Annotated in this window: 23 protein-coding genes and 1 tRNA gene; 14 read left to right on the top strand and 10 right to left on the bottom strand. The window is 58.7% G+C overall.

From position 1 onward, the window contains the following. Positions 1–45: 45 nt before the first annotated feature. The 13 genes from ruvA to nadA all read left to right on the top strand — a co-directional run bounded on the left by ruvA (position 46) and on the right by nadA (position 10,218). Positions 46–654, top strand: a complete 609-nt coding sequence (ruvA, locus tag VY732_RS23070) for a Holliday junction branch migration protein RuvA (protein WP_034153418.1) — start codon at positions 46–48, stop codon at positions 652–654. After that, the gene (gene ruvB, locus VY732_RS23065; RefSeq protein WP_007912736.1) at positions 655–1,716 is read left to right on the top strand and encodes a Holliday junction branch migration DNA helicase RuvB; all 1,062 of its coding nucleotides are present in this window, start codon (positions 655–657) and stop codon (positions 1,714–1,716) included. Between the two features lie 127 nt (positions 1,717–1,843). Then, positions 1,844–2,311 carry a tol-pal system-associated acyl-CoA thioesterase gene (ybgC, locus tag VY732_RS23060; protein WP_077574280.1) on the top strand — a complete coding sequence of 156 codons (468 nt, stop codon included), beginning with the start codon at positions 1,844–1,846 and terminating at the stop codon, positions 2,309–2,311. Next, on the top strand, positions 2,301–2,996 hold the full coding sequence (tolQ, locus tag VY732_RS23055) for a protein TolQ (protein ID WP_008080223.1): 696 nt from the start codon (positions 2,301–2,303) through the stop codon (positions 2,994–2,996). The genes ybgC and tolQ overlap by 11 nt, the downstream gene beginning before the upstream one ends. Positions 2,997–3,019: 23 nt before the next feature. Next, the gene (tolR, locus tag VY732_RS23050; protein WP_161806672.1) at positions 3,020–3,472 is read left to right on the top strand and encodes a protein TolR; all 453 of its coding nucleotides are present in this window, start codon (positions 3,020–3,022) and stop codon (positions 3,470–3,472) included. Continuing rightward, on the top strand, positions 3,472–4,554 hold the full coding sequence (gene tolA, locus VY732_RS23045) for a cell envelope integrity protein TolA (protein WP_016983827.1): 1,083 nt from the start codon (positions 3,472–3,474) through the stop codon (positions 4,552–4,554). The genes tolR and tolA overlap by 1 nt, the downstream gene beginning before the upstream one ends. 17 nt (positions 4,555–4,571) lie before the next feature. Further along, entirely contained in the window at positions 4,572–5,852 is a 1,281-nt protein-coding gene (gene tolB / locus VY732_RS23040) for a Tol-Pal system beta propeller repeat protein TolB (protein WP_174244523.1), read from the top strand. Between the two features lie 52 nt (positions 5,853–5,904). Then, complete coding sequence (pal, locus tag VY732_RS23035) at positions 5,905–6,402, top strand: peptidoglycan-associated lipoprotein Pal (protein WP_003178634.1); 498 nt, start codon at positions 5,905–5,907, stop codon at positions 6,400–6,402. Between the two features lie 6 nt (positions 6,403–6,408). Further along, the gene (ybgF, locus tag VY732_RS23030) at positions 6,409–7,242 is read left to right on the top strand and encodes a tol-pal system protein YbgF (RefSeq protein ID WP_077574278.1); all 834 of its coding nucleotides are present in this window, start codon (positions 6,409–6,411) and stop codon (positions 7,240–7,242) included. 166 nt (positions 7,243–7,408) lie between these two features. Further along, the gene (queE, locus tag VY732_RS23025; protein ID WP_273916800.1) at positions 7,409–8,056 is read left to right on the top strand and encodes a 7-carboxy-7-deazaguanine synthase QueE; all 648 of its coding nucleotides are present in this window, start codon (positions 7,409–7,411) and stop codon (positions 8,054–8,056) included. A 1-nt stretch (position 8,057) separates the two neighbouring features. Continuing rightward, positions 8,058–8,750, top strand: coding sequence for a 7-cyano-7-deazaguanine synthase QueC (gene queC, locus VY732_RS23020; RefSeq protein WP_331691846.1), 693 nt, complete (start codon positions 8,058–8,060; stop codon positions 8,748–8,750). Positions 8,751–8,812: 62 nt separating this feature from the next. After that, positions 8,813–8,888, top strand: a tRNA-Lys gene (locus VY732_RS23015). Positions 8,889–9,159: 271 nt separating this feature from the next. After that, positions 9,160–10,218: a quinolinate synthase NadA gene (nadA, locus tag VY732_RS23010; RefSeq protein WP_016773509.1), complete on the top strand. Its 1,059-nt coding sequence runs from the start codon at positions 9,160–9,162 to the stop codon at positions 10,216–10,218. Between the two features lie 135 nt (positions 10,219–10,353). Here nadA and VY732_RS23005 read toward each other — a convergent pair whose 3' ends face one another. From VY732_RS23005 to VY732_RS22975, 7 genes are all read right to left on the bottom strand, one after another. Then, entirely contained in the window at positions 10,354–10,842 is a 489-nt protein-coding gene (locus tag VY732_RS23005; RefSeq protein WP_116029978.1) for an RDD family protein, read from the bottom strand. A gap of 96 nt (positions 10,843–10,938) precedes the next feature. Beyond that, complete coding sequence (locus VY732_RS23000; RefSeq protein WP_003227496.1) at positions 10,939–11,151, bottom strand: cold-shock protein; 213 nt, start codon at positions 11,149–11,151, stop codon at positions 10,939–10,941. Between the two features lie 403 nt (positions 11,152–11,554). Beyond that, positions 11,555–12,679: a glycine cleavage system aminomethyltransferase GcvT gene (gcvT, locus tag VY732_RS22995; protein ID WP_077574273.1), complete on the bottom strand. Its 1,125-nt coding sequence runs from the start codon at positions 12,677–12,679 to the stop codon at positions 11,555–11,557. Positions 12,680–12,811: 132 nt separating this feature from the next. Next, positions 12,812–14,188 (bottom strand): L-serine ammonia-lyase, encoded by a 1,377-nt coding sequence (locus VY732_RS22990; protein WP_064391759.1) that lies wholly within the window; start codon positions 14,186–14,188, stop codon positions 12,812–12,814. Positions 14,189–14,390: 202 nt separating this feature from the next. Beyond that, positions 14,391–17,243 carry an aminomethyl-transferring glycine dehydrogenase gene (gcvP, locus tag VY732_RS22985; protein ID WP_331691845.1) on the bottom strand — a complete coding sequence of 951 codons (2,853 nt, stop codon included), beginning with the start codon at positions 17,241–17,243 and terminating at the stop codon, positions 14,391–14,393. 11 nt (positions 17,244–17,254) lie between these two features. Then, positions 17,255–17,638: a glycine cleavage system protein GcvH gene (gcvH, locus tag VY732_RS22980; protein WP_095121307.1), complete on the bottom strand. Its 384-nt coding sequence runs from the start codon at positions 17,636–17,638 to the stop codon at positions 17,255–17,257. A gap of 436 nt (positions 17,639–18,074) precedes the next feature. Further along, on the bottom strand, positions 18,075–19,583 hold the full coding sequence (locus tag VY732_RS22975; protein WP_077574269.1) for a sigma-54-dependent transcriptional regulator: 1,509 nt from the start codon (positions 19,581–19,583) through the stop codon (positions 18,075–18,077). 322 nt (positions 19,584–19,905) lie between these two features. Between VY732_RS22975 and VY732_RS22970 the strand changes: the two genes are divergently transcribed. Further along, positions 19,906–21,089, top strand: a protein-coding gene (locus VY732_RS22970) for an IS3 family transposase (RefSeq protein WP_331691757.1) whose coding sequence is annotated in 2 segments (ribosomal slippage) — positions 19,906–20,170 and positions 20,170–21,089 — 1,185 coding nt in all. Because the reading frame shifts where the segments join, the coding sequence is not laid out codon by codon here. Positions 21,090–21,673: 584 nt separating this feature from the next. Here the strand turns inward: VY732_RS22970 and VY732_RS22965 are convergent. The 3 genes from VY732_RS22965 to VY732_RS22950 all read right to left on the bottom strand — a co-directional run bounded on the left by VY732_RS22965 (position 21,674) and on the right by VY732_RS22950 (position 24,232). Next, positions 21,674–22,036 carry a DUF5064 family protein gene (locus VY732_RS22965; protein WP_077574268.1) on the bottom strand — a complete coding sequence of 121 codons (363 nt, stop codon included), beginning with the start codon at positions 22,034–22,036 and terminating at the stop codon, positions 21,674–21,676. Between the two features lie 62 nt (positions 22,037–22,098). Beyond that, positions 22,099–23,028 carry a carbamate kinase gene (arcC, locus tag VY732_RS22960; protein WP_034153407.1) on the bottom strand — a complete coding sequence of 310 codons (930 nt, stop codon included), beginning with the start codon at positions 23,026–23,028 and terminating at the stop codon, positions 22,099–22,101. Between the two features lie 193 nt (positions 23,029–23,221). Continuing rightward, complete coding sequence (locus tag VY732_RS22950) at positions 23,222–24,232, bottom strand: ornithine carbamoyltransferase (protein WP_016983839.1); 1,011 nt, start codon at positions 24,230–24,232, stop codon at positions 23,222–23,224. Positions 24,233–24,304: the final 72 nt, after the last annotated feature.

Raw genomic sequence — 24,304 nt, 5'->3', positions numbered from 1 at the left:
GACAGTCGCCAGCCCACGGCTGGCCAACGCTCAAGGATCTGAAACGTGATTGGACGCTTGCGCGGCACTCTGGCTGAAAAACAGCCGCCGCACCTGATTCTGGATGTAAACGGCCTCGGGTATGAGCTGGAAGTGCCCATGACCACTCTTTATCGTCTGCCGTCGGTCGGTGAACCGCTGACCCTGCACACCCATTTGGTCGTACGTGAAGACGCGCAGTTACTCTATGGTTTTGCCGGCAAGCGTGAGCGAGACTTTTTTCGCGAGTTGATCCGTCTCAATGGTGTCGGGCCGAAATTGGCCTTGGCCCTGATGTCGAGTCTGGAAGTCGACGAACTGATCCGTTGCGTGCAGTCGCAGGACACCTCGGCGTTGACCAAGGTGCCGGGGGTCGGCAAGAAAACCGCCGAGCGTCTGCTGGTCGAGCTGAAAGACCGCTTCAAGGCCTGGGAAACTACGCCGGCCATGTTCGCGCTGGTACCGAATCAGCCGGACGGCCCAGCGCCGGTCAATACCGCCGAGAACGATGCGGTCAGCGCGCTGATTTCCCTGGGCTACAAGCCGCAGGAAGCAAGCAAGGCGATTACCGCCATCAAGGACAAGAATTTGAGCAGTGAAGACCTGATCCGCCGCGCCCTGAAGGGAATGATTTAAGTGATTGAAGCTGATCGTCTGATCACCGCCGCGCACAGCCCGCGCGAGCGCGAAGAAGTCCAGGACCGGGCCATTCGTCCGGTCAGTCTGGCCGACTATATTGGCCAGCCGACCGTGCGCGAGCAGATGGAACTGTTCATCCAGGCTGCTCGTGGTCGTAGCGAATCCCTCGACCACACGCTGATCTTCGGCCCGCCGGGTCTGGGCAAGACCACGCTGGCCAACATCATTGCCCAGGAAATGGGCGTGTCGATCAAGAGCACTTCCGGTCCGGTACTGGAGCGTCCGGGTGATCTGGCCGCATTGCTGACCAATCTTGAGCCGCACGACGTACTGTTTATCGACGAAATCCATCGTCTGTCGCCGATCGTTGAAGAAGTGCTGTACCCGGCGATGGAAGATTTCCAGCTCGACATCATGATTGGCGAAGGGCCGGCAGCGCGTTCGATCAAGCTCGATCTGCCGCCATTTACCCTGGTGGGCGCAACCACTCGCGCCGGTATGCTGACCAACCCGTTGCGTGACCGCTTCGGTATCGTCCAGCGTCTTGAGTTCTACAGCACGGCCGACCTGGCGACGATTGTCAGCCGTTCGGCAGCCATTCTCGGTTTGCCGCTGGATCCGGAAGGTTCTTTCGAGATCGCTCGTCGCGCCCGTGGCACGCCGCGAATCGCCAACCGTCTGCTGCGTCGAGTGCGTGACTTCGCCGAAGTGCGCGCCAAAGGCCATATCACCAAAGCGGTGGCGGATCTGGCGCTGAATCTGCTGGATGTCGATGAGCATGGCTTCGATCATCAGGACCGGCGTCTGTTGCTGACCATGATCGAGAAGTTCGATGGCGGCCCGGTCGGTATCGACAGCCTCGCCGCCGCAATCAGCGAAGAACGCCACACCATCGAGGATGTGCTGGAACCGTATCTGATTCAGCAGGGCTACATCATGCGCACGCCGCGGGGCAGGGTGGTGACGCGGCATGCCTACCTGCACTTCGGTTTAAACATCCCGTCACGAATGGGTGAAATGCCCGTGGCAGACGAGTTTCTCGATGCCGTGGACGATTGATACACATTTTTTGTCGATTTATTCAGGGTTTGTACGGTCATAGGACGGTACTTTTGCGGTAAAGCTCTGAAACCATGAAAAACAGTTGTCTGGCCGGATTGGCAACCTGAGGAGTAAGCACTAGAGTATGCGCGCGCAAAACGGGCTTGAGCCGTTCGCACATCGTTGTCGCGTTTATTACGAGGACACCGATGCGGGCGGCATCGTGTATTACGTTAATTACCTCAAGTTTATGGAACGGGCTCGAACCGAGCGGCTTCGCGAGCTGGGCTTTGCTCAATCGCAGCTGGCAGGGGAGGACCTGTTGTTTGTCGTGCACTCCAGCGAAGCGCGCTATCACGCGCCGGCGCGACTGGACGACGAACTGCTGGTAAGCGCTGATGTAATCGAATTGAACCGCGCCAGCCTGCGCTTTAAACAGCAGGTCAGGCGGGCAACGGATAATGTGCTGCTCTGTGAAGGGCAGTTTTTGGTGGCCTGTGTGCGCACTAACAGTTTGAAACCCCGGGCCCTTCCCGAAGACTTGCGTGCGGCCTTCGCCGACGCGGTCGGCCCGGGTACACACTCAAAGCAGGAGATAAAGCGTGGAAGCTAACGTCGTCGACCATTCCTCCATGTGGAGCCTGGTCAGCAATGCCAGCATCGTGGTGCAGTTGGTAATGTTGACCCTGGTGGCCGCATCGGTGACCTCATGGATCATGATCTTTCAGCGCAGCAATCTGCTGCGCGCCGGTCGACGCGCCCTGGAGAGCTTCGAAGAGCGCTTCTGGTCGGGTATCGACCTGTCCAAGCTGTACCGTCAGGCGGGCAGCAATCCTGATCCGGATTCGGGCGTGGAGCAGATCTTCCGTGCCGGTTTCAAGGAATTCTCCCGTCTGCGTCAGCAGCCAGGCGTTGATCCTGAAGCAGTAATGGAAGGCGTGGCGCGTGCCATGCGCGTGGCCATCTCCCGCGAAGAAGAAAAGCTGGAGCAGAGCCTGCCGTTCCTCGCCACCGTCGGTTCGGTCAGCCCGTACATCGGCCTGTTCGGTACCGTGTGGGGCATCATGAACTCCTTCCGCGGTCTGGCCAGCGCCCAGCAAGCGACCCTGGCCACCGTGGCCCCGGGTATCGCCGAAGCCCTGATCGCCACGGCGATTGGTCTGTTCGCCGCGATCCCTGCCGTAATCGCTTACAACCGTTTCGCTGCTCGCAGCGAAACCTTGCTGGGCCGCTACTACACCTTCGCCGATGAATTCCAGGCGATCCTGCACCGCAAAGTGCACACCAGCGAAGAATAAGCAGGTAATTTCCAATGGCTTTAATCGCTCGAGCTCGCAAAAAGCGCAAGCCGGTCGCCGAGATGAACGTGGTGCCTTACATCGACGTGATGTTGGTACTGCTGGTCATCTTCATGGTGACCGCGCCGATGCTCAATCAGGGCGTGAAAGTTGATCTGCCCAAGGTTTCCAGCGAAGCCTTGCCGCAGGACAACAACACGCAAGTCCTGACCATTTCGATCAAGGCTGACAAGACCTACTACTGGAACCTTGGCAGCGAAGTCGATACCGAGAAGCAACAGGACAGGGCCATGACCCTGCCGCAAATGACCGACGCGGTGACCAAGATCATTCGCGCCGGCACTGAAGGCGGCAAGCGTACCCAGGTCTTCATCCGCGGTGACAAGACCGTCGATTATGGTTCCGTCATGGGCGCCATGGGCGGGTTGCAGAAAGCCGGGGTCGGTAATGTTGGTTTGATTACCGAGGCCCCCTGATGCAGCAACAGCGAGAGCCGTCCGCCTCGGAAAGCTACTTCTGGCCTAGTGTTCTGGCGATTGTCCTGCACGTGCTGGTGTTCGGCATGCTGTTCGTCAGTTTTGCCTTTACACCAGAGCTGCCGCCGGCCAAACCGATCGTCCAGGCGACCCTCTACCAGCTGAAATCGAAAAGTCAGGCAACCACCCAGACCAATCAGAAGATTGCGGGTGAGGCGAAGAAATCCGCCGCGCGCCAGACTGAAGTCGAGCAGATGGAGCAGAAGAAGGTCGAGCAGGAAGAGATCAAGGCCGCTGCGGAACAAAAGAAAGAAGAAGCGGCTCAAAAAGCCGAGGAAGCCAAGAAGGCCGACGAGTCGAAGAAAGCAGACGAGGCGAAAAAGGCTGACGAAGCCAAAAAAGCCGACGAAGCCAAGAAGACCGCCGAAGCCAAGAAGGCTGAAGAGAAACAATTGGCTGATATAGCCAAGAAGAAATCTGAAGAAGAAGCGAAAAAGGCTGCTGAAGAAGAGGCCAAGAAAGCCGCTGCTGAAGAAGCCAAGAAGAAGATCGTCGAAGACGCGAAGAAGAAAGCCGCCGAAGACGCCAAGAAGAAAGCTGAAGCTGAAGAGGCGAAGAAGAAAATCGCCGACGAAGCGAAGAAGAAAGCTGCTGCCGATGCTGCGAAGAAGAAAGCGCAGGATGCGGCACGCAAATCGACCGAAGATAAAAAGGCTCAGGCCTTGGCCGATCTGCTTTCCGACACGCCGCAGCGCCAGCAGGCCTTGGCTGATGAGCAGGGTGACGAAGTCGCGGGCAGTTTCGATGACCTGATTCGTGCGCGAGCGGCAGAAGGTTGGGCTCGTCCTCCTTCGGCACGCAAAGGCATGACGGTTGTATTGCAGATCGGCATGTTGCCGGACGGTACGGTGACCTCGGTCAGCGTGGCCAAGTCCAGTGGTGATGGTCCGTTCGATGCGTCGGCAGTCGCTGCAGTGAAGAATATTGGACGTTTGACAGAAATGCAGGGAATGAAGCCGAGCGATTTCGCTCCGTATCGTTCATTCAAGATGACATTCACACCTGAGGATCTAGCCTTGTGAGAAACCTTCTTCGAGGAATGCTGGTCGTGATCTGCTGCATGGCAGGGATCGCGATGGCGGATGAGAAAAACATTCTGGTTACCAGCGGCAGCGATCGGGCTACCCCGATCGCCGTTGTACCGTTCGGCATGCAGGGCGGTGCCGTGCTGCCGGATGACATGGCTGAAATCATTGGTAACGATTTGCGCAACTCGGGCTACTACTCGCCGATTCCAAAGCAAAACATGATCAGCCAGCCAAGCCAGCCGAGCGAAATCATCTTCCGTGACTGGAAGGCGGTGGGTGCTCAATACATGATGGTCGGCAGCATTGCGCCAGCCGGCGGTCGTCTGCAGGTGCAGTGGGCATTGTTCAACGTGGCCACCGAACAGAAAGTGGCAGACGGCAGTGTTTCCGGTACTACCGAGCAACTGCGTGACATGGCGCACTTTATCTCCGACCAGTCGTTCCAGAAGCTGACCGGTATTGAAGGTGCGTTCTCGACGCGTCTGCTGTACGTGACGGCTGAGCGCTTCTCCGAGAAGAACACGCGTTACACCCTGCAACGTTCTGACTATGACGGTGCCCGCGCCGTGACTCTGCTGCAATCGCGCGAGCCGATCCTGTCGCCGCGTTTCGCACCGGATGGCAAACGCATCGCTTACGTATCGTTCGAGCAGAAGCGTCCGCGCATCTTCATGCAGAACATCGACACCGGTCGCCGCGAGCAGATCACCAACTTCGAAGGCCTGAACGGTGCACCAGCCTGGTCGCCGAACGGTGATCGCCTGGCGTTCGTGCTGTCGAAGGACGGTAACCCGGACATTTACGTTATGAATCTGGCTTCGCGCCAGATCAGCCGCGTAACCAATGGCCAGGGCATCAATACCGAACCGTTCTGGGGCAAGGATGGCTCGACCATCTACTTCACCTCCGACCGTGGCGGCAAGCCGCAGATCTATAAAACCAGCGTCGGTGGCGGTGGTGCCGAGCGTGTTACGTTCATTGGCAACTACAACGCCAACCCGAAACTGTCGGCAGATGAAAAGACTTTGGTGATGATTCATCGTCAGGATGGCTTCACCAATTTCAAGGTGGCAGCTCAGGATCTGCAGCGAGGTAGTGTAAAGATCCTCACTGATAGCACTCTGGACGAGTCACCTACTGTTGCGCCCAACGGCACCATGGTAATCTACGCCACCCGCCAACAGGGCCGGGGAGTCTTGATGCTCGTGTCCATTAATGGACGCGTTAGGCTCCCGCTTCCTACCGCTCAAGGCGAAGTCAGAGAACCGTCCTGGTCCCCTTACCTGAAGTGAGCGGGCGCTACACGTTTTACTTAACACACTGGGGTTCATTAGGAGTTTCACGATGGAAATGCTGAAGTTTGGTAAATTTGCTGCGCTGGCTCTGGCCATGGCTGTAGCTGTAGGTTGCTCGTCCAAAGGCGGCGACAACGCCGGTGAAGGCGCTGTTGATCCAAACGCTGGTTACGGCGCAAACACTGGTGCCGTTGACGGTTCCCTGAGCGAAGAAGCTGCTCTGCGCGCAATCACCACCTTCTACTTCGAATACGACAGCTCGGACCTGAAGCCAGAAGCCATGCGCGCTCTGGACGTTCACGCCAAAGACCTGAAAGCAAACGGCGCTCGCGTTGTTCTGGAAGGCAACACCGACGAACGTGGTACTCGTGAGTACAACATGGCACTGGGCGAGCGTCGTGCGAAAGCCGTTCAGCGCTACCTGGTACTGCAAGGTGTTTCCCCAGCTCAGCTGGAACTGGTTTCCTACGGCGAAGAGCGTCCAGTTGCTACCGGCAACGACGAGCAGTCCTGGGCTCAAAACCGTCGCGTCGAACTGCGTAAGTAATTCGATATGCGAACGTGCCGTCGTGCTGTAACTGTTCTGGCTCTCAGCCTCGCGCCGCTTGCGGCGTGGGCTGCGGTTCCTGTGGTCGATGACAACTCCGGTTATAACAATAGCGGGAGCAGTTATCCGCCTGCGGGTTACGGTACGAACGGCGCCTATGCCGGGGGAGCGGCTTCGGCCCCTACCTCGGCACAAGGCATGCTGTTCAACCAATTGCAACAGATGCAGGATCAGATATCGCGCCAGCAAGGTGTGATTGAAGAACTGCAGAATCAGGTTGCGCGCATGAAGCAGGAATCCCTGGAGCGATACCAGGATCTTGATCGGCGCATAGGATCCGGTGCTGCACCTGCCGCGACTCCTGAGAATTCTTCTGCCGGTGGCGATGCAAGTGCTGCTGCCGGTGCTGCCGCTGGCGCCGGGGCTGCTGCCCAGGCACCTGCTGCAAGCAGCGAACCGGGTGATCCGGCCAAGGAAAAGCTGTATTACGATGCCGCTTTCGACCTGATCAAAGCCAAGGATTTCGACAAGGCCAGCCAGGCTTTTGCCGCTTTCCTGCGCAAATACCCGAACAGCCAATACGCGGGCAACGCCCAGTACTGGTTGGGTGAAGTGAATCTGGCCAAAGGCGATCTGCAAGGTGCAGGTCAGGCTTTCGCCAAGGTTTCGCAGCTGTATCCCAAGCATGCCAAAGTGCCGGATTCGCTGTACAAGCTGGCTGATGTAGAGCGCCGCCTCGGTCATACCGACAAGGTCAAAGGCATTCTGCAGCAGGTGGTGGCCCAATATCCGGGTACCTCTGCCGCTCAGTTGGCTCAACGCGATCTGCAGCGCATGTAAGCAAGCTTGACCCGTTTGGAAGAAACCCGCGCTTGTCGCGGGTTTTTTCGTTAGAATTCACGCCCTTTTTCTGAAACACGCTTCTTGCGGTCTACGCGTTGGCGGGATTGCCTGAAGTGCCTGACGGAGGCGGACAGCCTGTTTAGCTGTTACGCCCGTGGCGACTATGCAAGACACATTGAGAATCACCGAAGTTTTCTACTCGTTGCAGGGGGAAACGCGGACTGCCGGGCTGCCCACGGTTTTTGTGCGCCTGACCGGTTGCCCTTTGCGTTGCCAATACTGCGACAGCGCCTATGCCTTCAGCGGCGGCACCGTCCGTTCCCTCGACGACATCCTCGAGCAAGTGGCCGGATTTCGTCCGCGCTACGTCTGTGTCACCGGCGGTGAGCCGCTGGCACAGCCGAATGCCATTCCTTTGCTCAAGCAGTTGTGTGATGCCGGTTACGAGGTTTCGCTGGAAACCAGCGGCGCACTCGACGTCTCGGCGGTCGATCCGCGCGTCAGTCGCGTTGTCGACCTGAAGACGCCGGATTCGAAAGAAGCCCATCGCAACCGTTACGAGAACATCGAACTGCTGACGCCCAACGATCAGGTGAAGTTTGTCATCTGCTCGCGGGACGACTATGACTGGGCCGTCTCCAAACTGATTCAGTACGGTCTCGATCGGCGTGCCGGTGAAGTGCTGTTTTCCCCAAGCCACCATGACCTCAATGCCCGCGATCTGGCGGACTGGGTGGTGGCGGACAACCTGCCGGTGCGGTTGCAATTGCAGTTGCATAAATATCTGTGGAACGACGAGCCGGGGCGCTGAGATGACTGAACAACTGAACACCACTGAAAAACGTGCGGTCATCCTGCTGTCCGGTGGCCTGGATTCGGCGACTGTTGTAGCCATGGCTCGCGCGCAAGGTTACAGCTGCTACACCATGAGCTTCGACTACGGCCAGCGTTCGCACGCCGAACTGCACGCCGCTGCCCGCGTCGCCCGCGACCTGGGCGTGGTCGAGCACAAGGTGATTGGGTTGAACCTCAATGGCATGGGCGGCTCAGCGCTGACCGACACCAGCATCGACATCCCCGAAGAGCCGGGCGAAGGCATTCCGGTGACGTACGTGCCGGCGCGTAACACGGTGTTCCTGTCGCTGGCGTTGGGCTGGGCAGAAGTGCTCGGTGCTCGCGACATCTTTATTGGTGTCAACGCCGTGGACTATTCCGGTTACCCGGATTGCCGCCCCGAGTTCATCGAGTCGTTCGAGCGCATGGCCAATCTGGCGACCAAGGCCGGCGTTGAAGGCAACGGCTTCCGCATTCAGGCGCCACTACAGAACCTGAGCAAGGCGCAGATCGTCGAGGCGGGCGTGAAGCTCGGCGTTGATTATGGCCTCACCGTGTCCTGCTATCAGGCCGACGATGACGGCCGCGCGTGCGGTAAATGCGACAGCTGCCGCCTGCGTGCAGAAGGCTTCGCGGCAGCTGGTGTGGACGACCCAACACCTTATTTTTGATTATTTTCAAAAAGGTGTTGAATAGTCCTTAAAAATCAGTATTATACGCGCCACCACACAGCGGGTCGTTAGCTCAGTTGGTAGAGCAGTTGGCTTTTAACCAATTGGTCGTAGGTTCGAATCCCACACGACCCACCATATTTGGCGGTTTAGAAAATCCGGAAGGCCCACGAAAGTGAGGATTTCCGGGTTTTTTTTTGCCTGCAATTTCGCTCCGCGTTATTTCAATACCCGCAGCGCTGACGCAGGTCAGAATCATCTTTTGTATCAACGGGATATTCTGTAGCCTTGCGCAGCTTCAACGCTGTCCGTGCCTGATAATACTCACTCTCCCGGCGGTACCCTCAAGCGGTCCGGAGCCGGGTGTATACTCGACTTTCGCGCGAAAGCGCCTGCAGGTCTTGCGAACATGACGCAGATTTCCGAACGCCTTCTGGTTCAAGCCCACCTCGATGCCAAACAGCCCAAACCGCTGACGGCTGAGGAAGAGGCTTATTACCGTTCTGCCATCGCCGCCGAGCTCAAGGCTCAGGACGCGGTGCTGGTGGCCCACTTTTATTGCGATCCGGTGATTCAGGCTCTGGCCGAAGAAACCGGTGGCTGTGTCTCTGACTCCCTGGAAATGGCCCGCTTCGGTAACGCTCACCCGGCGAAGACCGTGGTGGTCGCCGGCGTGAAGTTCATGGGCGAGACCGCGAAGATCCTCAACCCGGAAAAACGTGTGTTGATGCCGACGCTTGAGGCAACGTGCTCGCTGGATCTCGGTTGCCCGGTCGACGAGTTCTCGGCGTTCTGTGATCAGCACCCGGAGCGCACGGTGGTGGTCTATGCCAACACCTCTGCGGCGGTCAAAGCCCGGGCTGACTGGGTAGTGACGTCGAGTTGCGCGCTGGAGATCGTCGAAAGCCTGATGGACAACGGCGAGACCATCATCTGGGGGCCGGACAAGCACCTCGGCACCTACATTCAGCGCAAGACCGGCGCGGACATGCTGCTCTGGGACGGTGCCTGCATCGTTCACGAGGAGTTCAAGTCCAAGCAGCTCGAAGACATGAAAGCGCTGTATCCGGACGCTGCGATTCTGGTGCATCCGGAATCGCCAACGTCGGTGATCGAGTTGGCGGACGCCGTCGGTTCTACGAGTCAGTTGATCGCTGCCGCGCAGAGCCTGCCGAACAAGACGCTGATCGTCGCGACAGACCGTGGCATCTTCTACAAGATGCAGCAGTTGTGCCCGGACAAGGTCTTCATCGAGGCGCCAACCGCCGGTAACGGCGCCGCGTGCCGCAGTTGCGCACATTGCCCGTGGATGGCCATGAACACCCTTGAGCGCACGCTCAAGAGCTTGAAGGAAGGGACGAACGAGATCTTTGTCGATCCGGCGTTGATTCCGCAGGCGATTCGCCCGTTGAAGCGCATGCTCGACTTTACTCAAGCGGCGCGGATGAAGCTGGCCGGTAACGCCTGAGATCTTTCAGGCAACGAATAAACCTGTAGGAGTGAGCCTGCTCGCGATAGCGGTGTGTCAGATAACAATTATGTTGACTGATACACCGCTATCGCGAGCAGGCTCACTCCTACAGTGGTTTTTGGCGTCTGGAAATTATTTGGTCTTTTTCGGGACTCGCACGACGCGGGTATCGGAATAGATGTCATGCCACGTGCGCTTCTGCTTGTCGTACAGCGACCAGAAGAATCCCAGCCCCACGCACAGCCACGACGCAATCGACACCATAAACCGCAACAGCGCCTGCCACAGGCTGATCGCCGTGCCATCGGTGTTCTGCACGCGAATGCCCCACACCTGCATGCCCAGTGTCTGCCCGCCATGGGTCCAGAACTTGGCGAAGAATCCGAACAGCACCAACACCAGCACGGTGGAGTACAAGGGATCACCGTCCAGTTGCCCGGCATCGGTCATCACCCGCAGACGTTCTTCGCCGATGATCGCTGCCTGGATCATCTTGTAGATGCCACCCGTGACGATCAGCAGGGCGGTGCACAGCAGAAAGTCGTAGAACATCGCTGCCAAGCGACGGCCAAGGCCTACCGGAGGGAAATCCCCTTGGGGCGTGAGCAGGTTTTTCGACATGGCAGCCTCTGGACGCAAAGTGAAGCGCCATTTTACGGATTCGCGCGCACAAAAAAGCCCCTGATATCAATATCAGGGGCTTTTTCGTAACAGAAATCAGGCTTCTGCTTGTACTTCGTCAGCCTGCATGCCTTTCTGGCCTTGCACAGCAACGAAGGTCACTTTCTGGCCTTCTTTCAGGCTTTTGAAGCCGTTGCCCTGAATGGCGCGGAAATGCACGAACAGATCCGGACCGCTTTCTGGAGTGATAAAACCAAAACCTTTCTCGTCGTTAAACCACTTGACGGTACCGCTCTGACGTGTGGACATTTCTTATTTCCTTTGACGCATAAATTGATGACAGTCTCTTTCTCATGAAAGAGTACTGGGGCTGGTTGCAGGAGAGTAAGAAGACGTCGAACGGGATGTAGCTAACTTGTAGGCTACTGCCCAGGTCACGATTCCAAGCTGACCCATGCAAACACAGTGGACAAACTCTACGCCAACTACGGGAGAAAAAACAAGCCCTGCGAAGCCCCCGGTTTTACTGAGCTTTAGGCAGTTAGGTGTTTCACTAGTGCAGCCTTAGACGATTCGCTTGTTCAATTGTTTTCGATCGTTATAAGCAAAGTTCATATTCGAATCAGTTGATAGAAAATGCACTTTTTTGTGGCGATTGCGTTACACATTAGTGCACGCATAACGCAATCGCGTTACTTATAGAAACAGTCAATCAACCACGATAGTAGCGTTGTGGAACAAATGGCATTTTGCTTACAAGCATTTGCACCTTTTTCCCACGCACGATGGCCCAAACCGGTGTGTCGATGGCGACATAAGTGCTGTCGAGGTAACCCATTGCCAGCGGACCGCCCAGTGTCGGACCGAAGCCGCCGCTGCACACGCTGCCGATGATTTCGCCGGCCTCGTTGACGATTTCTGCGCCTTCACGCACTGGCGTACGTTCTTGCGGCAGCAGGCCGACACGTTTGCGTGCGACACCGTTCTGCTGCTGAGCGAAAACGTTCTCCGCGCCCGGAAAACCGCCGGCCCGCGCGCCATCAGCGCGACGTGGCTTGGAGATCGCCCACAACAGGCTGGCTTCGATCGGCGTGGTCTCGGTGTTCATGTCGTGGCCGTAGAGGCACAGGCCGGCTTCCAGGCGCAGCGAATCGCGGGCACCGAGGCCGATGGCCTGGACTTCCGGTTCAGCGAGCAGGGCGCGGGCGAGTTTTTCCGCGTCGGCGGCCGGAACGGAGATTTCGAAACCGTCTTCACCGGTATAGCCCGAACGGCTGACGAAGCAGTCGACACCCAGCAGATTCACACGGGCGAACTGCATGAACGTCATTTTCGCCACGTCGGGAGCCAGTCGCGCCAGCACGGTAACGGCTGCCGGACCCTGCAATGCCAAGAGGGCGCGTTCTTCGAACAGCGCCGTTATGGTGCACTGAGCGCCGATGTGTTTTTGCAGGTGGGCCAGGTCCTGATCCTTGCACGCGGCGTTGACCACCAGAAACAGTTCGTCATTACCGAGGTTGGCGACCATCAAGTCATCGAGAATGCCACCGGTCTCGTTGGTGAACATCGCGTAACGCTGCATGCCCACCGGCAGATCGATGATGTCCACCGGCACCAGGGTTTCCAGGGCTTTGGCGGCATTGGCGCCGGTCAGGCGGATCTGGCCCATGTGCGAGACGTCGAACAACCCGGCCTGTTCACGGGTGTGCTGGTGTTCCTTCATAACGCCGAGCGGGTATTGCACTGGCATGTCGTAGCCGGCGAACGGCACCATGCGGGCGCCGAGTTCGAGGTGCAGAGCGTGCAGCGGGGTTTTCGACAGTTGTTCGGTGGACATGCGTGGCTCCTTGAAAATTTGAGTTTGGGTAAGAGGCAAGATCAAGATCAAAAGCCCCTCACCCCAGCCCTCTCCCAGAGGGAGAGGGAGTTAGGTACGTTTATCTCCCGGAGGGAGAGGGCTGGGGTGAGGTCAGCATTCGATAATGTTGACCGCCAGACCGCCGCGGGCGGTCTCTTTGTATTTGCTTTTCATGTCGGCGCCGGTCTGGCGCATGGTGCGGATGACTTTGTCGAGGGAGACGAAATGCTGGCCGTCGCCTCTCATGGCCATGCGCACCGCGTTGATGGCTTTCACCGAGCCCATCGCATTGCGCTCGATGCACGGCACCTGCACCAGTCCGCCAATCGGGTCGCAGGTCAGGCCGAGGTTGTGCTCCATGCCGATTTCCGCCGCGTTCTCCACTTGCTGAACACTGCCACCGAGCACTTCACACAACGCGCCGGCCGCCATCGAACAGGCCACGCCGACTTCACCTTGGCAGCCGACTTCGGCGCCGGAGATCGAGGCGTTTTCCTTGTAGAGAATGCCGATGGCCGCCGCGGTCAGCAGAAACCGTACGACGCCGTCGTCATTCGCGCCGGGGATAAAACGCATGTAGTAATGCAGCACCGCCGGAATGATCCCGGCCGCGCCGTTGGTGGGTGCGGTGACCACGCGCCCGCCGTTGGCGTTTTCTTCGTTGACCGCGAGTGCGTAGAGATTGACCCAGTCGAGCACTGACAACGGATCGCGCAACGCTGATTCCGGGTTTTTGCACAGTTGCCGATGCAGCGCTGCCGCACGGCGTTTGACCTTCAAACCGCCGGGTAAAATGCCTTCGTTACGGCAACCGGCGGCGACGCAATCCTGCATCACTTGCCAGATGTTCAGCAGGCCGGCGCGGGTTTCCGCTTCCGGGCGCCAGGCGCTTTCATTGGTCAGCATCACCTGACTGATCGACAGACCGTAGGTGGCGCAATGACCGAGCAAATCCTTGGCACTTTTGAACGGGAAGGTCAGCGGTGTGGCGTCTTCGACGATGCGGTCGGCACCGGCCGCGTCCTCGTCGACCACGAAACCACCGCCAACCGAGTAGTACTCGCGGCTGCGGATTTGAATCCCCGCCGCATCAAAGGCGCGGAAGATCATGCCGTTGGGGTGATAGGCCAGCGGCTTGCGGATCATCGCCAGGTGTTCTTTCTCGTTGAACGCAATGCTGTGTTCGCCGAGCAGATTAAGCCGGCCGTTGCCGCGAATCTCTTGCAGGCGTGCGGCGACGGTTTCGGTATCGACGGTGTCCGGGTGTTCGCCTTCGAGGCCGAGCAGCACGGCTTTGTCGCTGCCGTGACCTTTACCGGTGGCGCCGAGGGAACCGTACAACTCGACGCGAACGCTGGCGGTGGCCGTCAGCAGATTTTCACGTCGCAGGCCTTCGGCGAAACGCGCAGCAGCACGCATCGGGCCGACGGTGTGGGAACTGGAGGGGCCGATGCCAATCTTGAACAGGTCGAACACGCTTAACGACATGAGTGGTTCTCCGGTTTCTTGTTATAGGAATTGGCAAAGTTTTGCGGCTGACCGCATTCCCTGGTAGGAGTGAGCCTGCTCGCGATAGCGGTCTGTCAGTCGACATCATTGGTAAATGTCAGTGCGCTATCGCGAGCAGGCTCACTCCTACAGGGGGATCAGCGGTGTGTGCGGGATCAGCGATAACTGATCCCGCATCGGTTTAAGCGTAGCTTTCGATCGACGGGCAGGCGCACACCAGGTTGCGATCACCGAACACGTTGTCGACACGACCGACCGGTGGCCAGTATTTGCCTTCGATCAACGACGCAACCGGATAAACGGCCTGCTCGCGGCTGTACGGGTGAGTCCACTCGCCAACCAGTTCCGCTGCGGTGTGCGGGGCGTTTTTCAGCGGGTTGTCGTCCTTGTCCAGCGTGCCGTTCTCCACCGCGCGGATTTCTTCGCGGATGCGGATCATGGCGTCGCAGAAGCGATCCAGCTCTTCCTTGGATTCGCTTTCGGTCGGCTCGATCATCAGCGTGCCCGCTACCGGGAACGACATGGTCGGTGCGTGGAAACCGAAGTCGATCAGGCGCTTGGCGACGTCATCAACGCTGATGCCGCTGCTGTCTTTCAACGGACGCAGATCGAGAATGCACTCGTGCGCCACCAGACCGTTGCTGCCGGTGTACAGCACTGGGTAGTGCTCTTCGAGGCGACGGGAAATGTAGTTGGCATTGAGGATCGCCAACTGCGAAGCGCGCTTCAGACCGGCGCCGCCCATCATGCGAATGTACATCCAGGTGATCGGCAAAATACTTGCGCTGCCGAACGGTGCCGCGCAGACCGCGCCTTCTTTGCGTTCCATCTGGCCGTGGCCCGGCAGGAACGGGGTCAGGTGCGACTTCACGCCAATCGGGCCGACGCCCGGGCCGCCACCGCCGTGCGGGATGCAGAAGGTTTTGTGCAGGTTCAGGTGCGAGACGTCGCCGCCGAACTTGCCCGGTGCGCAGAGGCCAACCATCGCGTTCATGTTGGCGCCGTCGATGTACACCTGGCCGCCGTTGTCATGAATGATCGCGCAGATTTCGCGGATGCCTTCTTCGAACACGCCGTGGGTCGACGGGTAAGTGATCATCAGCGCGGCGAGGTGTTCGCGGTGCTCGATGGCTTTGGCGCGCAGGTCTTCGATGTCGACGTTGCCACGCGCATCGCAGGCGGTCACGACCACACGCATACCGGCCATGTTGGCGGTGGCCGGGTTGGTGCCGTGAGCGGACGACGGGATCAGGCAGATGTCGCGGCGCTCATCGCCACGGCTCTGGTGATAGGCGCGGATCGCCAACAGGCCTGCGTATTCACCTTGCGAACCGGCGTTCGGTTGCAGCGAGATAGCGTCGTAACCGGTGGCGGCGCAAAGCATCGCTTCCAGCTCGTCGGTCAGTTGCTGGTAACCGGCACTTTGCGCGGCCGGGGCGAACGGGTGCAGCGCACCGAATTCAGCCCAGGTCACCGGGATCATTTCGCTGGCAGCGTTGAGTTTCATGGTGCACGAGCCCAGCGGGATCATGGTGCGATCCAGGGCCAGATCCTTGTCGGCCAGTTTGCGCAGGTAGCGCATCAGCTCGGTTTCCGAGTGATAGCGGTTGAACACCGGGTGGCTGAGGATTGGCGACTGGCGTACCAGCGATGCTGGGATGGTGCTCTGCACGGAGGCGGCGAGGGCAGCGAAGTCCGGCAGGGTCTTGCCATCGGCGAACAGGCCCCACAGGGTTTCGATATCAGCCTGGGTGGTGGTTTCATCGACCGACAGGCCCAGACGCTGAGCGTCGATCACGCGCAGGTTGATCTGCGCAGCATGCGCCTTGTCGTGCAGTGCGGCGGTGTGTGCGCCGGTGGCCACGGTCAGGGTGTCGAAGAAACTGGCTTGTTCGACGTTAGCGCCCAGCGCGGTCAGACCCTTGGCGAGAATCGCGGTCAGGTGATGCACGCGGTTGGCGATCTGCGTCAGGCCTTTCGGGCCGTGGTAGACGGCGTACATGCTGGCGATGTTGGCCAGCAGCACCTGTGCGGTGCAGATGTTCGACGTGGCCTTCTCGCGGCGGATGTGTTGCTCGCGGGTTTGCATCGCCAGACGCAGGGCCGGCTTGCCGAAACGGTCAACCGAGACACCGACCAGACGGCCCGGCATGTCGCGTTTGAACGCATCTTTGGTGGAGAAGTACGCAGCGTGCGGGCCACCGAAGCCCAGCGGCACGCCGAAGCGTTGTGCCGAACCGATGGCGACGTCTGCGCCGAACTCGCCAGGGGCGGTCAGCAGCGTCAGGGCCAGCAGGTCAGCGGCCACGGCCACCAACGCGTTGGCGGCGTGGAAGCGTTCGGTCAGTTCGCGATAGTCGAAGACATCACCGTTGCTCGCCGGGTATTGCAGCAGCGCGCCGAAGAACGGCGTCACGTCGGTCAGTTCACGCTCATCGCCCACGACAACTTCGATGCCCAGCGGCTCGGCACGGGTGCGCAGCACGTCGAGGGTTTGCGGGTGGCTGTGGATCGAGGCGAAGAATTGGTGGCTGCCCTTGTTCTTGCTCAGGCGTTTGCAGAAGGTCATGGCTTCGGCAGCCGCAGTGGCTTCGTCGAGCAGGGAGGCGTTGGCGATCGGCAGGCCGGTGAGGTCACTGATCATGGTCTGGAAGTTCAGCAGCGCTTCGAGACGGCCTTGGGAAATCTCTGGCTGGTACGGCGTGTAAGCGGTGTACCAGGCCGGGTTTTCCAGCAGGTTGCGCAGGATCGGCGACGGCGTGTGGCAGTTGTAGTAACCCTGGCCGATGTAGGTCTTGAACAGCTGATTTTTGCCGGCGATCGATTTGATCATTGCCAGTGCATCGGCTTCGCTCAAACCGTCGTCCATGCCGAGCACGCTGGTGCCCTTGATGCTTTCCGGGATGACGCTGGCGCTCAGCGCTTCGAGCGAGTCGAAGCCGAGGCTGTTGAGCATGGCTTGCTCGTCACCGGCGCGCGGGCCGATGTGACGGGCGATGAATTCGTTGGCGGTGCCAAGGTTTACTTGAGTCATGTCGGTATTCCTCAGGCTTCGGCTTGGGCTTTGATCAGACGGTCGTAAGCGTCCTGATCGAGCAGTTTGGCCACAGCCGATGCGTCGCTTGGCTGGAAGCGGAAGAACCAGCCTTCGCCCAGCGGATCTTCGTTGACCAGTTCCGGGGCGTCTTCGAGCGCCGGGTTGACGGCCAGTACTTCGCCGTCGAGCGGCATGTACACGCCGCTGGCGGCTTTCACCGATTCCACGGTGGCGGCTTCAGCGCCTTTTTCGTAAGCCTGCAGCTCAGGCAGTTGCACGAACACCACGTCGCCCAGGGCGTTCTGCGCGAAAGCGGTGATGCCGACAGTAACGCTGCCGTCAGCTTCGGTGCGCAGCCATTCGTGATCTTCAGTAAAACGCAACTCGCTCATGGAAACTCCTCAGGGGGCCAGACTCGTCTGGTGGACGCGGTGGAATAGTCGGGCGCGAAGGCCCTTATTTATGAGGGGATGAATAGCAAGAATGCGGCCAAGGTTGATTTATCATTACAAATCAATAGGTTATGTATTTTTGCTATGCGGCATGCGCTGACATGTGTAGCGAAATCGCTACAGCGTGGGACGAGGAAAAAAGCTGAACGGGATCAAAGCCTTGCACAGCGGTGATCAGAAGAGACTGTATCGATATCGTTCCGCTGTAGCGCTTTCAGTACAGGTGGAGGTCGTTTTTTGAACGGATTTCGAATCCACCACAAATAAATGTAGGAGTGAGCCTGCTCGCGATAGCGGAGTGTCAGACGTCGCAAATGTTGAATATCAGACCGCTATCGCGAGCAGGCTCACTCCTACAGGAGGATTTGTGGTGGGTTCAGGGTTTGTTGGGGATGCCGTATTTGCGCAGGCGATGGGCAATCGCGGTGTGCGAAGTTTGCAGGCGGCTGGCCAGTTGCCGGGTCGAGGGGTAGCTGACGTAGAGTTTTTCCAGCAGCGTTTTCTCGAAGGACTCGACCGCTTGTTCGAGGCTGTCGACGTCGCTGTCAGCCTGACGCGCGACCGAGGTGCCGGCAATGTCGAGGTCGCCGATATCCACCAGGCTGCTCTCGCAAATCGCCGCCGCACGGAAGATCACGTTCTGCAATTGCCGCACGTTGCCCGGCCAGCGGTTGCCGAGCAGCGCCGGGTAAGTCCCCGGAGCGAGGCGGCAGACCGGGCGCTGGATCTGCGCGCAGGCCTGCTGCATGAAATAACGCGCCAACAGCAGAATGTCCTGACCACGCTCACGCAGCGGCGGCACTTCAACGTTGAGCACGTTGAGGCGATAGAACAGGTCCTCACGGAACAAGCCTTCGCTGACCATTTTTTCCAGATCACGGTGAGTTGCGCTGAGGATGCGCACGTTGACCTTCACCTCACGATCACCGCCGACCCGACGGAAGCTGCCGTCGTTCAAGAAGCGCAGCAGCTTGGCCTGCAGATACGGCGACATCTCGCCGATTTCATCGAGAAACACCGTGCCCTGGTTGGCCAGTTCCATCAGCCCCGGCTTGCCACCGCGCGCCGCGCCGGTGAAGGCACCGGGGGCGTAGCCGAACAGCTCGCTCTCGGCGAGGTTTTCCGGCAGCGCCGCGCAGTTCAAGGCGAGGAACGGTGCACTGTGGCGAGTGCTGATCGCGTGGCAGGCACGGGCGACCAGTTCTTTACCGGTGCCTGTTTCGCCTTGAATCAACAGCGGCGCGTCGAGGGCGGCGACTCTTTGCGCGCGGGCCTTGAGCGTGCGGATTGCCGGGGATTCGCCGAGCAGCGCGTCGAAACCTTCGGCGTGGTCGTGGTGCAGCGCCGAGAGTTGTTCGCCGATGCGGTTCGGTTGATACAGCGTCAGGAGGGCGCCAGCGTCTGTGATCGGCGTGGCGTCGAGCAGCAAGGTCTGGCCGTTGACGGTGATTTCGCGCAGTGGCAAGCGGAAGCCGTGTTCGAGCAAGGTGTCGAGCAGGGCCGGATCGTTGAACAGTTCAGAGACGCTTTCACCGGCCGGTTCGCGACCGTAGAGCGCTATTAATGCCGGGTTGGCCAGCAGCACTTTGCCGGCACTGTCGAGCGCCAGAACCGGATCGGTCATCGCCGCCAGCAACGCGTCAAGCTGCAGGTGCCGACGCTGGCCAGGAAGAATGTCGACCACGGTCACCGCTTCCACGCCGAGCACGCGAAACAACGCGTCTTTCAGCTCTTCGAGCACTTGCGGGCTGAGGGTCGGTGCGTCGATGTAGACGTTGGGCGGGATCATCTCCACCGCATCCAGATTGAGATTGCGCCCACCGAGGATAGCCAGAACTTCCTGGGTGATGCCGACGCGGTCGATGAAACTGACGTGGATACGCATGGGGCGGTTCAGTGATCTGCAGAGCGGAGGGTGGCAAGTATGCCTTGGGCTTGGAGAGAGGTGAAAGCAAAAGCACCCTCACCCCAGCCCTCTCCCGGAGGGAGAGGGGGCCGACCGAGGTGTCTGAGGTTTGCCATCGACCTGAAAGAACCAGTCGATTATGGATTCGGTAAAGCGAGTTGAGGTCGGCGTAACTCCGACGCATCTCCCAATCAGCCCCCTCACCCCAGCCCTCTCCCGGAGGGAGAGGGGGCCGGCTGCAGTGGTCTAATTTCCCCGGACACCCCGATAGGTGGAAAATACATCTATCGAGGAGTTATTCATGACTAAAAAACGCAGGGCATTCGACGACAGCTTCAAGCTGCAAGTCGTGAAGATGATCAAGGATCAGGGACTGACCGTTGTGCAGGTTTGCCAAGATCTGAACATTGGTGAGACAGCCGTTCGACGCTGGGTGCAGCAATACGAGGCAGAGCAACTGGGGCAGGCCGGAATCGGCAAGCCATTGACGGCGGAACAGCAGCGCATCCGGCAATTGGAACAAGAAAATCGGCAGCTCAAGATGGATAACGACATCTTAAAAAAGGCTACCGCCTTCTTTGCCCGCGAGCTGAAGTAAGGTATCGACTGGTTCGGCAGCTGCAACAGAAGGCTTACTCAGTGGCACATGTCTGTCGGTTGCTGAGCATTAGTCGTTCAGGCTTCTATGAGTCTCAGAAGCGTGCCGATGCGCCTGTGCGGCAGAGTTGTCCTGTTCTTGTGCAACTCAAGGCGTCTTTCGCCGAGAGTGGAGGCTGCTACGGCAGCCGCCCTTTGCGCGACGCTTTGCGCGGTAAAGGCATGCTTGTCGGGCTGTATAAAATCCGTCGATTGATGCGGGCTAACGGACTGCGTTCAGCCTGGAAGCGCAAGTTTGTACACACAACCGATAGTAATCATGACCTGCCGATTGCAGAGAATGTACTGAACAGAAAATTTGATCCAGTAGCGCCAAACAAGGCCTGGGTAGCCGACATCACCTATATCCGCACCCGCAGTGGCTGGTTGTATCTGGCCGTAGTATTGGACTTGTTCTCGCGCAAGATAGTGGGCTGGTCGATGGCTCCGAACATGCCGGCAGAGCTGGTGTGCACCGCGATGCAACTGGCTATCGCGCAGCGTCAACCGCCACCAGGCTTGATTGCCCACTCAGATCGGGGCAGTCAATACGCAAGTGCAACTTACAGAGAGTTACTGGCAAGAAACGACATGCAGCAGAGCATGAGCCGTAAAGGTAATTGCTGGGACAATGCGGTGATGGAACGCTTCTTCCTGAGTTTGAAAATGGAGCGGGTATGGCGACGTGACTACGCCAACCATGCTGAAGCGATCCGCGACATCACCGAGTACATCGTTGGGTTTTATAACAACGAACGGCTGCACTCGAAACTGGGATATCTGCCACCGACCGTCTATGAGCGGGCGATGGCGTCAGAACCACCTATCGAGGTGTCCGGAATTAGTTGACCACTGCAGACCGAGGTGTCTGAGGTTTGACATCGACCTGAAAGAACCAGTCGATTATGGATTCGGTAAAGCGAGTTCAGATCGGCGTAACTCCGAAGCATCCCCCAATCAGTCCCTCACCCCAGCCCTCTCCCGGAGGGAGAGGGAGCCGACGGAGGTGTCTGAGGTTGGACATCGACCTGAAAGAACCAGTCGATTATGGATTCGGTAAAGCAGGATCAGGTTGGCGTAACTCTGAAGCATCCCCCAATCAGTCCCTCACCCCAGCCCTCTCCCAGGGGTAGAGGGGGCCGGCCGAGGTGTCTGAGGTTGGACATCGACCTGAAAGAACCAGTCGATTATGGATTCGGTAAAGCGAGTTGAGGTCGGCGTAACTCTGAAGCATCCCCCAATCAGTCCCTCACCCCAGCCCTCTCCCGGAGGGAGAGGGGGCCGACCGAGGTGTCGGAGGTTTGACATCGACCTGAAAGCACCAGTCGATTATGGATTCGGTAAAGCAGGATCAGGTCGGCGTAACTCTGAAGCATCCCCCAATCAGTCCCCTCTCCCTCTGGGAGAGGGCTAGGGTGAGGGGCTTTTGCGGGTTATTCGAAGTGCTCAAGATTGACCGGATCCCCGGACTTCATATCAAGTTGCTTGCGGATGTCTTCAAACATCATGTCGTAATGCTTGTGAACCGAGCCGATCTGGCTGTGCGTCTTGGGAATGCCGTACTTCTCGGCGATTTTCGTCACATTGTTGGCAAAGTTGTAGGCCTCCTCTTTGGGCAGGAAGAAGGTCTCTTTCATGTCCTTGCCCTGAAGGTTGCCATGCATCGTGAACTGGATGCCTTTGCCTTTTTTCGGATCGCTGAACACTTCATAGTCGAGGCACACGTTGTAACTGACGTCATCCGGCGTCAACGCGTGCCGCTCAATATGCAAATGACCGGGTTCAAACTGGGCCATGAGTTTCTCCTTTCAAGGCATGGGAGAAGGGCAGACCAGGGGCCTGCCCCCGGAGTTTCTAATTATCGGTAAGTGATGCCCGGCTTCGCCGTGGTCACGCGAGTACCGGCAGTACCTTGGACAATCGCTTCAATATCCGCCAACGAACCGATCACCGCGACCTTGCCAGTATGGCGCGCGAATTCGCAGGCTGCCTGTACCTTCGGCCCCATGGAACCAGCGGCGAAACCGAGGCGTTCGAGTTCGTCCGGGTGCGCTTCGGCAATGGCTTTCTGCGTCGGTTTGCCGTAATCGATGAACGCCGCATTGACGTCCGTGGCGATCACCAGCAGGTCGGCTTCCAGTTGCTCGGCGAGCAGCGACGAGCACAGATCCTTGTCGATCACCGCCTCGATACCCTTGAGGTTGCGGTTCTCGTCGTACATGGTCGGAATCCCGCCGCCACCGGCGCAGATCACGATGCTGCCCTTGTCCAGCAGCCATTTGATCGGGCGAATTTCGAAGATGCGTTTTGGCCGTGGACTGGCGACCACGCGGCGGAATTTGTCGCCGTCCGGGGCAATCGCCCAGCCTTTTTCAGCAGCGAGTTTTTCTGCTTCGGCCTTGTCGTAAACCGGGCCGATCGGTTTGGTCGGGTTCTGGAAGGCCGGATCCTTGGCGTCGACTTCGACCTGAGTGAGCAGGGTGGCGAACGGCACTTCGAAGTCGAGCAGATTGCCCAGTTCCTGTTCGATGATGTAGCCGATCATGCCTTCGGTTTCGGCACCGAGCACGTCCAGCGGGTAAGGGGTGACGGAGGTGTAGGCCGCCGCTTGCAGCGACAGCAGGCCGACTTGCGGGCCATTGCCGTGGGCGATGACCAGTTGGTTGCCAGGATGGATCTTGGCGATTTGCTCGGTGGCGATGCGGATGTTGGCGCGCTGATTGTCAGCGGTCATCGGTTCACCACGGCGGAGCAGGGCGTTACCGCCCAGCGCTACGACGATACGCATGGTGCATGTCCTTCTAATCAGAGGAGAGGCAAACAACTCGATCTTCCTGTAGGAAAACCGGGATCCCCTGTGGGAGCGAGCCTGCTCGCGAAGGCGTCAGATCAGTCGACATCTCTGTTGAATGACCCACCGCTTTCGCGAGCAGGCTCGCTCCCACCTTTGGCACCGGTTCCTTCAGTGGGAGCTATTTCAGTTACAGATCAGCCAGGGTCGAGACCAGAATCGCCTTGATCGTGTGCATGCGGTTTTCCGCTTGCTCGAAGGCGATGCAGGCAGGCGACTCGAACACGTCGTCGGTCACTTCGATGCCGTTTTTCAGGTGCGGATACTGCTCGGCAATCTGTTTGCCGACCTTGGTATCACTGTTGTGGAACGCCGGCAGGCAGTGCATGAACTTGGTGCGCGGGTTGCCGGAGGCTTTCATCAGCTCGGCGTTGACCTGGTACGGCAGCAGTTGCTGGATACGCTCGGCCCAGGCTTCCACCGGTTCGCCCATCGATACCCAGACGTCGGTGTGAATGAAGTCGACGCCTTTAACGGCTGCTTTCGGGTCTTCAGTCAGGGTGATACGTGCGCCACTTTCTTCCGCATATTTGTGGCAACGCTCGACCAGATCATCCAGTGGCCACAGCGCTTTCGGCGCGCAGATGCGCACGTCCATGCCGAGCTTGGCGCCGACCAGCAGCAGCGAGTTGCCCATGTTGTTGCGCGCATCGCCGAGGTAGGCGTAGCTGATGTCATGGATCGGCTTGTCGGCGTGTTCACGCATGGTCAGCACGTCGGCGATCATCTGCGTCGGGTGATATTCATCGGTCAGGCCGTTGAATACCGGTACGCCAGCGAACTTGGCCAGCTCTTCGACGATTTCCTGTTTGAAGCCACGGTACTCGATAGCGTCGTACATGCGCCCCAGCACGCGGGCGGTGTCTTTCATGCTTTCTTTGTGGCCGATCTGCGAGGAGTTCGGGTCGATGTAGGTGACGTTAGCGCCTTGGTCATACGCCGCCACTTCGAACGCGCAACGGGTACGGGTCGAGGTTTTTTCGAAGATCAGGGCGATGTTGTTGCCCTTCAGGTGTTGCTGTTCGGTGCCGGTGTATTTCGCGCGTTTCAGATCGCGGGACAGGTCGAGCAGGTAACGCAGCTCACGTGGGGTGTGGTGTTCCAGGCTGAGCAGGTTACGGTTGTGAATGTTAAAAGCCATGATGGATCTCCTTCGGTGTCGGTTATCCCCCTGGCCGTGACTTTCTGTTGCGAGCAGGTAAGTGACGGCCAG

The organism is Pseudomonas sp. ZY71 (assembly GCF_036542145.1).
GTDB lineage: Bacteria > Pseudomonadota > Gammaproteobacteria > Pseudomonadales > Pseudomonadaceae > Aquipseudomonas > Aquipseudomonas koreensis_A.
This window is presented reverse-complemented; position numbering and strand designations above follow the sequence as displayed.